Here is an 11,751-nt window from a genome sequence, read left to right on the forward strand (position 1 = left end):
TCACCCGGCCGGGGACGTCGCGGACGCCTCGGGGAGGGGCGGCTCCGGGAGCGCGGGCGTCTGGGGCTCCTCGGGTCCGGGCGTCAGGTCGGTCGTTGTCCCCTCGGACGGGGTCGGCGCAGGAGTCGAGGAGGGCGAAGGCGAGGTCGACTCGCTCTGGGACGGGCTGGGCGAGGGCGACCCGGTCGGGCCCGGGGTGTCGGACGGAGTCGGCGGCGGTGGAGGCGTCGGGCTCGGCTGGTTCGACGGGCCGGCCGGGTTCGACGGGGTCGGCTCGCTGGTCTGGCTCGGCTCGTTCGTCGGGGTGGACGGCGACGTGGGTGACGGGGTCGCGCCCTCGGCGACCCTCACCGTGACCTCGCCGGAGTGGCCGCCGTCGGCGTACCCGGTGGCCGGCCGGGCCCAGCGGTAGGCCGTGGTCACCTTGGGCGAGACGGTCGCGGTCACGTCCCCGTCGGGTCCCGCGTGCACCGCACCACCCGGCACCGGACTGAACCCCGCGGCGCCCTCCGGCCTGCTCTCGAGCACCAGCGTCGCGCCCACGGGCTCCCCGTCGGCGTCGACGGTGGACCCCTTTAGCGTCACTTCTCCCCCACGCTCGACGCGGGTCGCGGAGGCAGTGATGGTCGTCGCGACCGACATCCCCTCGAGGTCGTACGTCGTCACCTCGCCGGGGCTGCCGAACTCCAGCGCGTCGAGGGCGAACTCCTCTCCGTCGCAGCCGAGGCCGGCCAGCAGATAGCCCGGCCCGTCGCCGTGCTCGGCGGTGAACGTGTCGATCCCGGCACTGCCGCCGTCCTCGAGGACCTCGCCGGTGACGGCCTGGTAGCGGGTCCAGGTGTAGTCGGCTCCGGCGGCGTCGACCTCGGTCCACTGGGGGCCGACCGACAGGTCGGCGCGCCCGGACCAGACCTCGCCGGGCAGCAGGTCGGGGGTCACGAACCAGACGTAGGCGACGCCGGCCCCTCCCCCGTCGGAGCGCGCGGTGAAGCCGGCCACGGTGGTGTCGGCCACCGAGTCGACGCGGAACACCGGACCAGAGGCGGTGCCGTCACCGGGCATGCGCACCCCGAAGCTCCGGGTGCCGGCAGGGGCGCCGCCCTGGTCACGGGCGATGCGGATCTGTGGCGAGCGGGTGTCCGCGTGGTAGAGGTCGGTGCAGCCGAACCAGGTGAGGTAGGTCCCCGAGTCGGGGAACGCCAGGCCGGGCACCACCACGGTGGTGTCGGCGAGCGCGGGCGCCAGTGGCAGCGAGAGTGCCGCGGTCATCGCGGTCACGACCGTCGCCCGTCGCATAGGGCCCTCCCGACGTCCACCGGCCCCGTCCCCCCGTGGCGACGCCGTAGCGCCATTGGACCACCGACCACCAACAATGGCCACACGTTTCACCCAGATGCGGGATGGGCCGGTCCGGTGCGCCTAGTCATCCGCTGGACCACCGGCGGCGACCGGTCAACGCCGGCGCAGCAGCGCCAGGAACATCGCGTCGGTCCGGTGCCGGTGCGGCCACAGCTGGAGGGTGCCGGGCAGCGGCCCGGCGGCGTCCGCCACCTCGGGCAGCAACGGCCCGGCGTCCTCGAGGACCACGTCCTCCCGGGCAGCGAGCACGTCGCGCACCACGCCGGCGGTCTCCGCGACAACGGGCGAGCAGGTCGCGTAGAGCACCACGCCGCCGGGCCGCACACTGTCGAGGGCGGCGCCGAGCAGGCGCCGCTGCAGCGGGACCAGCTCCGTCACGTCCTCCGGCCGGCGCCGCCAGCGGGACTCGGGCCGCCGGCGCAGCGCACCCAGCCCCGAACAGGGCGCGTCGACCAGGACCCGGTCGAACGAGCCCTCCCGCCACGCGGGGCGGGTGCCGTCGGCGGTCACGACACCCACCAAACCCTCGGCACCGGCGACGGCTCGGCGGACGAGCCCGGCGCGGTGCTCCTGCCGCTCCGAGGCCAGCAGCAGGGCCCCCTGCTCGTACGCGAGCGCCGCGAGCAGGGCGGCCTTGCCACCCGGACCGGCGCAGGCGTCGAGCCAGCGCTCGGTCGCGCGCTCCGGGTCCCTTGCCGGGTCCGGGTCGACGCCCGCACGGGCCAGCGCCAGCGCCACCAGCTGCGAGCCCTCGTCCTGCACCCCGGCGCGGCCCTCGGCCACGGCCGCGACGCCGCCCGGGTCACCGCCGTCGAGCACCACGCCGTACGGCGAGAGCGGGGTCGGCGTTCCCGGGAGCTCGTCGCGCGTCGCCCGTCCGGGGCGGGCGACGAGGACCACCCGCGGCGGGTCGTTGTCGGCGGCGAGCAGCGCGTCGAGCTCGTCCTCGCCCACGGCCTCCGCGAGCGCGTCGACGACCCAGCCCGGGTGGGCGTGGGCGACCGCGGCGAACCCGTGCGGGTCGGCGGCCGGGTCCGGGGCGACGCGACGCACCCAACCGGACAGGTCGCTGTCGGTCACCCGGCGCAGCACCGCGTTGGTGAAGCCCGCCGGCCCCTGACCGACGCGGTCGCGCACCAGGTCGACGGTCGAGCTGATCGCGGCGTGCGGCGGGACCCGCATCGACAGCAGCTGGTGGGTGCCGAGCCGCAGCGCGTCGAGCACCTTCGACTGCACCTTCGCCAGCGGCCGGTCGACGCAGGCGGCCAGCACGGCGTCGTACGTCCCGAGGCGGCGCAGCGTCCCCGACGCCAGCTCGGTCGCGAACGCGGCGTCGCGGCCGGTGAGCCCGTGGCGGCGCAGCACGGCCGGCAGGACCAGGTTGGTGTAGGCATCGTCGACGCGCACCGCGGTGAGCACGTCGTACGCCGCGGCGCGGGCCGGGTCCGCGGCCGGTCGGCGGCGGGTGCTCCGGGGGCCCGGCCGACGGGGACCTCGGCGCTCAGCCATCACGATCGCCCTCGCCGAGGTGCTGGCGTACCAGGCGCCGGGGTGCGCGGGCTGCCCACGCGTCGGTGATGATCGCCGCCAGGTCGCCCCGGGCGAGCTCGCCGAGCCGCGACTGCTGCACGAGGACGGCGTTGTTGCCGCGGAAGTGGTCGATGGTGAAGAACGGCGAGGTCTCGTCCGCCACGAGAGCCTGCTTCTCGGCCGCGGTCGGGGTCACGATCACGAGGAGGTCGTCGTACATCTCGCCGGTGGCGGGGTCGACGGCGGTGGGGTGCGGATGCCGGTAGAGCAGGAACCCGCGGCCCTTCTCGCCGGCCGGCACCTTCCAGGTCGGCACGTCGCCCCAGGATGTCCCCAGCTCGGTCTCCGGCAGGCTCCGGCAGATCTCGTCGACGTCGTCGGGGGTGGCGGGCCGGTCCCCGTCCGCCGCGGTCGTGGCACCTCCGGTCATGGCCTCAAGCGTCACCGAGGCGGTCCCCGGACTCAACCCGGACGCCGCGCGCCCAGTCGGCCGCCGGCATCTCGCGCTTGCCGAAGGCCTTGACGTCCGTCAGCCGGACCGCGTAGCTCCCCGTGCCGACGAGGACCTCGTTCTTGCGCACCTCCAGCTGCCCGGGGGGAAGGGTGTGCTCGACCGGGACCACAGGGCCGAGCTTGAGCCGCTGGCCGTCGTGGGTGGTCCACGCCCCGGGCACCGGGGTGCAGGCGCGCACCCGACGGTCCACGGCGACCGCGGGCTCGGTCCAGTCGACGCGGGCGTCCTCGACCGAGATCTTGGGCGCGAACGAGAGACCCTCGGCGGGCTGCTCCCGCGCCTCGAGGGAGCCGTCGGCGATGCCGTCGAGGGTGGCCACGAGCAGTCCGGCGCCGCCCTCCGCGAGCCGGCCCAGCAGGTCGCCGGCGGTGTCGCGCGGCCGGATCGTCTCCGTCATCACGCCATACGTCGGGCCGGCGTCGAGCTCGCGCACCAGCCGGAAGGTCGTGGCACCGCTGACCTCGTCGCCGGCCCAGAGGGCGTGCTGCACCGGCGCCGCCCCGCGCCACGCGGGGAGCACCGAGAAGTGGAGGTTGACCCAGCCGTGGACGGGGATGTCGAGGGTGGCCTGCGGCACCAGCGCGCCGTAGGCGACGACGGGGCAGCAGTCCGGGCGCAGCGCCTTCAGCGCCTCCTGGAACTCGGGGTCGCGCGGGTGCTCGGGCTTGAGGACCGGGACGCCGAGCTCCTCGGCGCGCTGCGCGACGGGGCTGGCGACCAGCCGCCGGCCGCGGCCGGCGGGTGCGTCGGGCCGGGTGACGACGCCGACCAGCTCGTGGGAGGACGCCGCCACGGCGTCGAGCGACGGGACGGCGACCTCGGGGGTGCCGGCGAAGACCACGCGCATGCTCAGAACCCCAGGCCGTTGGTGCGGTGGGGGCTCACCTTGACCGTCGGCTGCTCGGCGCCGAACCACTCCGACTCGCGGATCGCCCGCATCGCCGCCTTGCGGGCCTCGGTGTCGAGGCGGTCGACGAAGAGCACCCCGTCGAGGTGGTCGTTCTCGTGCTGGATGGCGCGGGCGAGCAGCTCGCTGCCCTCGATCGTGACCGGGTCGCCGTACATGTTGAAGCCGCGGGCGACCACGGACAGGGCGCGCAGGCAGTCGAAGGTGAGCTCCGGGATCGACAGGCAGCCCTCGGGGCCGTCCTGCTTCTCCTCCGAGAGCTCCAGCACGGGGTTGATCAGATGGCCGACCTCGCCGTCGACGTTCCAGGTGAAGGCGCGCAGGCCGACGCCGATCTGCGGCGCCGCGAGGCCCGCGCCGGGCGCGTCGAGCATGGTGTCGGTGAGGTCGGTGACGAGGGTGCGCAGCTCCTTGTCGAAGTCGACGACCTCGATCGCGGGGCGGCGCAGCACGGGGTCACCGAACAGGCGGATGGGGCGGACGGCCACGGGGCTCCTCGGGCTGCTGGTCGAACTGCTGGGCTGCGGGCAGCGGTCAAGTCTAGGTGGCGCCGGACGGGTCACAGGGTGGGCGGGTCGACCTGGATCCGGACCGGGTCGAGCTTGCGGCTCGCGCGGACCCGTTGCAGCTCGCCGAGCGCCGCCGACAGGGCAGCGCCCTGGGCCCGGGGCACCCGCACCACCACGCGGCACTCCTCCTCCCCGACCGGCACCGGGCCGAGCACCTCGGCGGAGGCGGGGGCGTCGAGGAGCGTGAGGGCGTCGTCGACCGGACCGGGCTTCCCGGTGACGGTGGCCAGGCGGGAAGCCGGCGGAAGGTGGGCGGCGAGGCGGTCGGCGGTCTCGCGCTCGGCGAAGCCGGCGGGGTCCCAGCGGACCAGGGCCTGCAGCACCGGGTGGGCGGGGTCGCCCACGGCGACGACCCGGCCGCCGGGCCGCACCAGCGCCGCCGCGGCGAGGAATCGGCGCAGCGCCTCCTCACCGGCCCGCAGGTCGACGCGCGACAGGGTGAGCCACGTGTCGAGCAGCACCACCGCGGCGTAGCCCCCGTCCGCGACCGGCTCGGCACCGGGCGTGGCCACGACGATGACCCGCTCCGGACCCACGGCGGCCCGGACCCGGTCGCCGCTGGAGGTGACGATCCGGGTCGGCGCGAACGCCCGGCCGAGCTCCTCGGACGTGCGGACGTCGCCCAGCACCGGGGCGCGCAGTCCGCGGTGGCCGCACTCGGAGCACGCCCACCCCTCGTGGACCTCGCCGCACCAGCGGCAGGCCGGTGGGCGGGTGGGGCCGGGCAGCGCCAGCGGGCCGGTGCAGGCCCGGCAGCGGGCGGGGGTGCGGCAGCGCTCGCAGGCCAGGCTGACGGCGTAGCCGGTGCGGGGGGTCTGCACCAGCACCGGACCGTGCTCGAGCGCGCTCCGGATGGTGCGGGTGACCTCCGCGGGAACCCGCGCGGCCCTGGCGTGGGGGTCGCGGTCGAGCTCGTGCTCGTTGCCGCCCGTGACGGCGACGGTGGCACGCTCGCGCACCAGCGCCCGGGGCGGGGAGATCTCGCGGGCCCAGCCGGAGCGCAGCAGGTAGCTCGCCTCGACGGAGCGGGCGAAGCCGCCGACGAGCGCGGCGGCGCCCTCCCGCTCGGCGCGCAGCAGCAGCAACTCCCGGGTGTGGGGGTAGGGGGCGCGCGGCTCGGCGTGGAGGTCGTCGCCGTCGTCCCACACCGCCACCAGGCCCAGGTCGCGGACGGGCGCGAAGGCGGCGGCGCGGGTGCCGGCGACGACGCGGCGCGCGCCGCGGCTGACGGCGAGGAAGTCGCGGTAGCGGGCCGCGGGCCCGGCGTCGGCGGTGAGCGCGACGTGGTGGCCCTCCCCCAGGACCGCGGTGAGGGCGGCGTCGAGCCGCTCGAGGTCGCGCCGGTCGGGGACGCACAGCAGCGCGCCGCGGCCGGAGGCCAGGGTCGCCGCCGCCGCATGGGCGAGCAGCAGCGGCCAGTCGGTCGCCGGGGCCGCGGCCCAGACGGCGCGGGGCGTGCCGCCGTCGGCGAGGTGCTGGACGAAGGCGGGGCCGGGCTCGTGGCCGGCCCACGCGGCCCGTCCCGCCGCGAGGTCGGGGGTGGCCGGCCGGGCCGGCGCCGGGGACGGCTGCTTCTCGGTGGTGGCGTGGCGGGGCGGGACGGCGAGCCGGAGGACGTCGGAACGGGTGCCGGCGTACCGCTCCGCGACGACGGCGGAGAGCTCGGCGACGGCGGGGCTGAGCACCGCCTCGGGGCTCACGACACGTCGTAGCGGTGACAGCCGGCCGCCGTGCTCGCTCGCGTCGACGCGCGCCACGACGTACCCGTCGACGTCCTGGCCGGCGAAGCGGACCTTGACCCGCGCGCCCGGCACGGCGTCGTCGGCCATGCCCGCGGGGACGAGGTAGTCGAAGGGGCGGTCGAGGTGGGCCAGCGGCACGTCGACGAGCACCTGCGCGACCGGGGCGGTGGCGGCGGGCTCCACCTCGGCGGCCTTGCGGCGCCGGGTGGCTGCGGCCTTGGCGCGCGAGGCCTTCACCTGCTCCCGCATCCCCGGGAGCAGCTCGTCCTCGGGGGCGTGGCCGGTCATGCGCGCATGTCTACCAGCGCCCGGCGACAGTGTGGATGTCGCCTCATCAGTCACACTCCCCCGGCACTCGCCGCGCTTCTCGGGCACTCCGATGCCCCAGAAGCGCAGCGATCCCCGGATATCCGGGGATCGCTGCGTGGGGGCGCGAAGCGCGGGGTCAGAGGCCCGCGGCCGCCCGGAGCTCGTCGACCCGGTCGGTGCGCTCCCAGGTGAACTCGGGGAGCTCGCGGCCGAAGTGGCCGTACGCCGCGGTCTTGGCGTAGATCGGGCGCAGCAGGTTGAGGTCACGGATGATCGCGGCCGGGCGCAGGTCGAAGACCTCGAGCACGGCCTCCTGGATCTTCTCGTCCGGGACGACGCCGGTGCCGAAGGTCTCGATGAAGACGCCGACCGGCGCGGCCTTGCCGATGGCGTAGGCGACCTGGGCCTCGCAGCGCTTGGCGAGGCCGGAGGCCACGACGTGCTTGGCCACCCAGCGCATGGCGTACGCCGCGGAGCGGTCCACCTTGGACGGGTCCTTGCCGGAGAAGGCGCCGCCGCCGTGGCGGGCCATGCCGCCGTAGGTGTCGATGATGATCTTGCGGCCGGTCAGGCCCGCGTCGCCCATCGGGCCGCCGACGACGAAGCGGCCGGTCGGGTTGACCAGCAGCCGGTAGCCCTCGGACGGGATGTCGAAGTGGGCCAGCACCGGGTCGATGACGTGCTTCTTGATGTCCGGCTCGAGGGTCGAGACCAGGTCGACGTCGTCGGCGTGCTGGGTGGAGAGCACGACCGTGTCGATGCGCACGGGCCGGTTGTCGGCGTCGTACTCGATGGTGACCTGGGTCTTGCCGTCGGGCCGCAGGTAGGACAGCGTGCCGTCCTTGCGGACCGTCGACAGCCGCTCGGCGAGCCGCTGCGCGATGGTGATCGGCAGCGGCATCAGCTCGGGGGTGTCGTCGCAGGCGTAGCCGAACATCAGGCCCTGGTCGCCCGCGCCCTGGCGGTCGAGCTCGTCGACGGACGAGCCGACGCGCGACTCGTGGCCGTCGTCGACACCGGCAGCGATGTCGAGCGACTGGCCGCCGATGGCGACGGTGACCCCGCACGTCGAGCCGTCGAACCCCTTCTCGGAGTGGTCGTAGCCGATCTCGAGGATCTTGCGTCGCACCAGCTCGGCCACGGGCGCGTACGCCGTCGTGGCGACCTCGCCGGCCACGACCACGAGGCCGGTGGTGAGCAGCGTCTCGACGGCCACACGGCTGGCGGGGTCGTGCTCGAGGAGGTAGTCGAGGACGGTGTCGCTGATCTGGTCAGCGATCTTGTCCGGGTGACCCTCGGTCACCGACTCCGAGGTGAACAGGCGTCCGGGCACTGTGGTCCTCTCCCGTAGGGGGTCGTTGGGGCAACCATAACCGTCGTCCCGAGATGCGGGACGGGCGTCTCAGTGGCCCCGTCTCTCTGTGGTCAGGGCAGCCGCTGGGCGACGAGGTCCCAGACGGCGTGCGCAAGCGCGGCCTTGGTGCCGCGCGGCACCTCGGTCGCGGAGCCGTCGGCGCCGAGTACGACGGCCTCGTTGTCCGGGCTGCCGAACACGGCGCCGCCGCTCACGTCGTTGACGACGAGCAGGTCGCAGCCCTTGCGCGCCAGCTTCGCCCGGGCCAGGTCGAGGACCGAGCCGCTCTCGTCCCCGGTCTCGGCGGCGAAGCCCACGACCACCACGTCGGGGTTCGTCCGCCCGTGGGAGATCTCGTGGAGGATGTCGGGGTTCTGGGTGAGCTCGATGGCGGGCGCCGAGCCGTCGGCGGCCTTCTTGATCTTGTTGCCGCTGACCGAGGCCGGCCGGAAGTCGGCCGGGGCGGCAGCCATCACCACGGCGTCCGCGGTGGGCGCAGCCCCGACGACGGCGTCGCGCAGCTCGGCGGTGGTCTCGACGTGGACCACCTTGACCCCGGCGGGGTCGGGCAGCGAGACATTGGCGCTGACGAGGGTGACCTCCGCGCCGCGTGCGGCGGCCGCGCGGGCCAGGGCGTAGCCCTGCAGGCCCGAGGAGCGGTTGCCGAGGAACCGGACCGGGTCGAGGTACTCGCGGGTGCCACCGGCGGAGACCACCACGCGACGGCCCGAGAGGTCCGCCTCGCCGCCGCGGGCGAGGACCTCCACGGCGAGCTCGTAGATCTCGGCGGGCTCCGGCAGCCGGCCCTTGCCGGTGTCCTTGCCCGTCAGGCGGCCCTCGGCGGGCTCCACGACGAGGGTGCCGCGCGAGCGCAGCGTCGCGACGTTGGCGCGGGTGGCGGGGTGCTCCCACATCTCGGTGTGCATGGCCGGCGCCAGCACCACGGGGCAGCGCGCGGTCAGCAGGGTGTTGGTGAGCAGGTCGTCGGCCAGGCCGTGGGCGGCCTTCGCGAGCAGGTCCGCGGTCGCCGGCGCGACCACCACGAGGTCGGCCTCCTGGCCGATCCGCACGTGGGGCACCTCGTGGACGTCGGTCCACACGTCGGCCGCCACGGGCTTGCCCGACAGCGCCGACCAGGTGGCGGCACCGACGAACTGCAGCGCGGCGGCCGTGGGGACGACGGTGACGTCGTGGCCGGACTCGGTGAACCGGCGGAGCAGCTCGCAGGCCTTGTAGGCGGCGATGCCGCCGCCGACCCCGAGGACGACACGGGGCCGCGCCCCCGTGGGGGTCGCGGCCTCGTCGTGCGCGTGGGTGGTCACCGGACCGGGTGGGTCACTCGGTGGTGCCGAAGTCCGTGTCGAGGGCGGCGGCGCGGGCAGCCTCCTGCTCGGCGGCGAGCTCGGCGGGGTCGATGTCCTCGCAGGTCAGCAGGTCGTCGTTGATCTCGCGCAGCGCGATCGAGAGCGGCTTCTCCTGCACGTGGGTGTCCACGAGGGGGCCGACGTACTCGAGCAGCCCCTCACCGAGCTGCGAGTAGTAGGCGTTGATCTGGCGCGCCCGCTTGGCGCTGTAGAGCACCAGCTTGTACTTGCTGTCGGTCTTGGTGAGCAGGTCGTCGATCGAGGGGTTGGTCACGCCCTCGGCGGCGATGTTGGGGGCAGACACGCGGGAGCCTCACATGAGTTGGTTGGTCGGCTGGACGCCCGCCCGACGGGCAGGCAGATCAGGCGCTCCGGTGGAGCGTCATCAAGGTTACCAACTCGTCGGCAGCGGCGTGAACTTCGTGGTTGACGATGGTGACGTCGAACTCGGGCTCGGCGGCCAGCTCGAGCCGCGCGGTCTCCAGGCGCCGGGTCCGCTCCTCCTCGGTCTCGGTGCCCCGGCCGATGAGCCGGCGCACCAGCTCCTCCCACGACGGCGGCTTCAGGAACACGAAGAGCGCCTCCGGCATGGTCTGCCGGACCTGGCGGGCCCCCTGGAGGTCGATCTCGAGCATCGCGGGGCGTCCCGCGGCGAGCGCCTCCTCGACGGGCCGGCGCGGCGTGCCGTAGCGGGCCGCCTTGTGGACGACCGCCCACTCGAGCAGCTCGCCCCGCTCCACCATGGCGTCGAACTCCGCGTCGGAGACGAACCAGTAGTGCACGCCGTCGACCTCGCCCGGACGCGGCTTCCGGGTGGTGGCCGAGACCGAGATCCACACCTCCGGGTGGTCGGCGCGGATCGCGGCCGCCACGGTGCCCTTGCCCACGGCCGTCGGGCCGGCGAGCACGACCAGCCGGGACCTGACCGCCTCAGTCACGAGCAGCGAACTCGCGCTCGAGGGCGGCGACCTGCTTGGCGCCGAGCCCCCGCACCCGCCGGCTCTCGGCGATGCCGAGCCGTTCCATGACCTGGCGGGCCCGCACCTTGCCGAGCCCGGGCATCGCCTGGAGCAGGTCGAGGACCCGCATCTTGCCGATGACCTCGTTCTTCTCCCCCTCGCGGAGCACGTCGACGAGAGACGCACCGGAGTGCTTCAGCCGGCTCTTGACCTCGGCCCGCTCCCTCCGGGACGCCGCGGCCTTGTCGAGGGCGGCCTGTCGTTGCTCGGGCGTCAGAGGGGGCAGTGCCACGGGTCAGCGGTCCTTCGATCGACAGGGGGCGGGCGAGGTCGCCAATCTAGTCAGAAGCCGGAGCCCGCGGCAATTGGGCCGGCCACCCGGGCACGGCGCGGACGTACCGCGAACGAGGCTTCCGCCGGCGCCCAGGCGGTCCTACCGTCTCGTCATGGGAGACTCCCGCACCGCACCCCGCGTGGTGAGGCCCTCCGACGGCCGCGTCGAGCCGGCGGCCGGCCAGGTCACGGACCGCTTCATGATCGACGACACCGACACCGGTGACCGGTTCGCCCTCGTCGAGCACCTCTTCGCCCCGCGCGCGCTGGCGGCGCCCATGCGCCGCCACGAGCTCGAGGCCACGGCCGCGCTGTTCGCCCGGCTGCAGCCGTCCTGAGGGGTCGCCCCGGTCAGAGGGTCAGCGGCGTCTTGCAGACGTCGCGCGCCTGCTGCTCCAGGCCCGCGAGCGCCTCCCGCGTCTCGAGGGACCCGACCCGGTCGGCGGCCGACTCGATGGCGGCGCGCTCCTCGTCGGTGAGGTCGTCGGGCGGCGCCTCGGGGTCGTACGACGCGGGGTCGACGCCGGCGTCGTCGAGCGCCTGCTCGAGCGACTCGAGGCTGCCCACGACCTGCTGCCACTCGTCGCGGATGTCGCGCGGGGCCTCCTCCTCGAGCTCGCGGTAGATCTCGAGCGCGTCGAGCAGCGCGGTCGGTCCGCCCTCGGCGACGACCTCGCTGAGCTCGGCCTGCCGCTCGCTCACGGCCTCGCAGTAGCGCTCCTGCTCGGTGGCGCAGCCGGCCGTGGCGAGCAGGCCGACCAGGCCGACCAGGACCGCCGCGGCCAGCCCCGGACGCGGGCTCACCCGCTGC

13 protein-coding genes are annotated in these 11,751 nt (G+C 75.1%); 1 reads left to right on the top strand and 12 read right to left on the bottom strand.

What is annotated here, in order from left to right; all coding sequences use genetic code 11:
- From ACFP2E_RS07940 to mihF, 11 genes are all read right to left on the bottom strand, one after another.
- Positions 1–1,296, bottom strand: coding sequence for a hypothetical protein (locus ACFP2E_RS07940; RefSeq protein ID WP_378522108.1), 1,296 nt, complete (start codon positions 1,294–1,296; stop codon positions 1–3).
- Positions 1,297–1,452: 156 nt separating this feature from the next.
- Positions 1,453–2,868, bottom strand: coding sequence for an RsmB/NOP family class I SAM-dependent RNA methyltransferase (locus tag ACFP2E_RS07945; protein WP_378522109.1), 1,416 nt, complete (start codon positions 2,866–2,868; stop codon positions 1,453–1,455).
- Positions 2,861–3,319 carry a hypothetical protein gene (locus ACFP2E_RS07950; protein WP_378522110.1) on the bottom strand — a complete coding sequence of 153 codons (459 nt, stop codon included), beginning with the start codon at positions 3,317–3,319 and terminating at the stop codon, positions 2,861–2,863. The genes ACFP2E_RS07945 and ACFP2E_RS07950 overlap by 8 nt, the downstream gene beginning before the upstream one ends.
- Positions 3,320–3,323: 4 nt before the next feature.
- Positions 3,324–4,250: a methionyl-tRNA formyltransferase gene (gene fmt, locus ACFP2E_RS07955; RefSeq protein WP_378522111.1), complete on the bottom strand. Its 927-nt coding sequence runs from the start codon at positions 4,248–4,250 to the stop codon at positions 3,324–3,326.
- A 2-nt stretch (positions 4,251–4,252) separates the two neighbouring features.
- The gene (gene def / locus ACFP2E_RS07960) at positions 4,253–4,798 is read right to left on the bottom strand and encodes a peptide deformylase (protein WP_378522112.1); all 546 of its coding nucleotides are present in this window, start codon (positions 4,796–4,798) and stop codon (positions 4,253–4,255) included.
- A 71-nt stretch (positions 4,799–4,869) separates the two neighbouring features.
- Entirely contained in the window at positions 4,870–6,909 is a 2,040-nt protein-coding gene (locus ACFP2E_RS07965) for a primosomal protein N' (RefSeq protein ID WP_378522113.1), read from the bottom strand.
- Between the two features lie 157 nt (positions 6,910–7,066).
- Complete coding sequence (gene metK, locus ACFP2E_RS07970) at positions 7,067–8,263, bottom strand: methionine adenosyltransferase (RefSeq protein WP_378522114.1); 1,197 nt, start codon at positions 8,261–8,263, stop codon at positions 7,067–7,069.
- A 92-nt stretch (positions 8,264–8,355) separates the two neighbouring features.
- On the bottom strand, positions 8,356–9,606 hold the full coding sequence (gene coaBC / locus ACFP2E_RS07975; protein WP_378522115.1) for a bifunctional phosphopantothenoylcysteine decarboxylase/phosphopantothenate--cysteine ligase CoaBC: 1,251 nt from the start codon (positions 9,604–9,606) through the stop codon (positions 8,356–8,358).
- Between the two features lie 13 nt (positions 9,607–9,619).
- Positions 9,620–9,952 carry a DNA-directed RNA polymerase subunit omega gene (gene rpoZ, locus ACFP2E_RS07980; protein ID WP_378522116.1) on the bottom strand — a complete coding sequence of 111 codons (333 nt, stop codon included), beginning with the start codon at positions 9,950–9,952 and terminating at the stop codon, positions 9,620–9,622.
- A 58-nt stretch (positions 9,953–10,010) separates the two neighbouring features.
- Positions 10,011–10,586, bottom strand: coding sequence for a guanylate kinase (gene gmk / locus ACFP2E_RS07985; RefSeq protein ID WP_378522117.1), 576 nt, complete (start codon positions 10,584–10,586; stop codon positions 10,011–10,013).
- Complete coding sequence (gene mihF, locus ACFP2E_RS07990; RefSeq protein ID WP_378522118.1) at positions 10,579–10,899, bottom strand: integration host factor, actinobacterial type; 321 nt, start codon at positions 10,897–10,899, stop codon at positions 10,579–10,581. Before mihF ends, gmk begins: the two co-directional genes overlap by 8 nt.
- A gap of 154 nt (positions 10,900–11,053) precedes the next feature.
- On the opposite strand from mihF, the gene ACFP2E_RS07995 reads away from it, so the two are divergent.
- Positions 11,054–11,278 carry a hypothetical protein gene (locus tag ACFP2E_RS07995; RefSeq protein ID WP_378522119.1) on the top strand — a complete coding sequence of 75 codons (225 nt, stop codon included), beginning with the start codon at positions 11,054–11,056 and terminating at the stop codon, positions 11,276–11,278.
- Between the two features lie 13 nt (positions 11,279–11,291).
- Here ACFP2E_RS07995 and ACFP2E_RS08000 read toward each other — a convergent pair whose 3' ends face one another.
- Positions 11,292–11,744: a hypothetical protein gene (locus ACFP2E_RS08000; protein ID WP_378522120.1), complete on the bottom strand. Its 453-nt coding sequence runs from the start codon at positions 11,742–11,744 to the stop codon at positions 11,292–11,294.
- Between the last annotated feature and the right edge of the window lie 7 nt (positions 11,745–11,751).

It is taken from the genome of Nocardioides sp. GCM10027114 (assembly GCF_042659625.1).
GTDB lineage: Bacteria > Actinomycetota > Actinomycetes > Propionibacteriales > Nocardioidaceae > Nocardioides.

What these genes read in the sequence shown, in the direction of transcription:
- ACFP2E_RS07995 (WP_378522119.1), top strand. Translation starts at nt 11,054, where the DNA reads ATGGGAGACTCCCGCACCGCACCCCGCGTGGTGAGGCCCTCCGACGGC.
- fmt (WP_378522111.1), bottom strand. Translation starts at nt 4,250, where the DNA reads ATGCGCGTGGTCTTCGCCGGCACCCCCGAGGTCGCCGTCCCGTCGCTC.
- ACFP2E_RS07940 (WP_378522108.1), bottom strand. Translation starts at nt 1,296, where the DNA reads ATGCGACGGGCGACGGTCGTGACCGCGATGACCGCGGCACTCTCGCTG.
- ACFP2E_RS07950 (WP_378522110.1), bottom strand. Translation starts at nt 3,319, where the DNA reads ATGACCGGAGGTGCCACGACCGCGGCGGACGGGGACCGGCCCGCCACC.
- ACFP2E_RS07965 (WP_378522113.1), bottom strand. Translation starts at nt 6,909, where the DNA reads ATGACCGGCCACGCCCCCGAGGACGAGCTGCTCCCGGGGATGCGGGAG.
- ACFP2E_RS07945 (WP_378522109.1), bottom strand. Translation starts at nt 2,868, where the DNA reads ATGGCTGAGCGCCGAGGTCCCCGTCGGCCGGGCCCCCGGAGCACCCGC.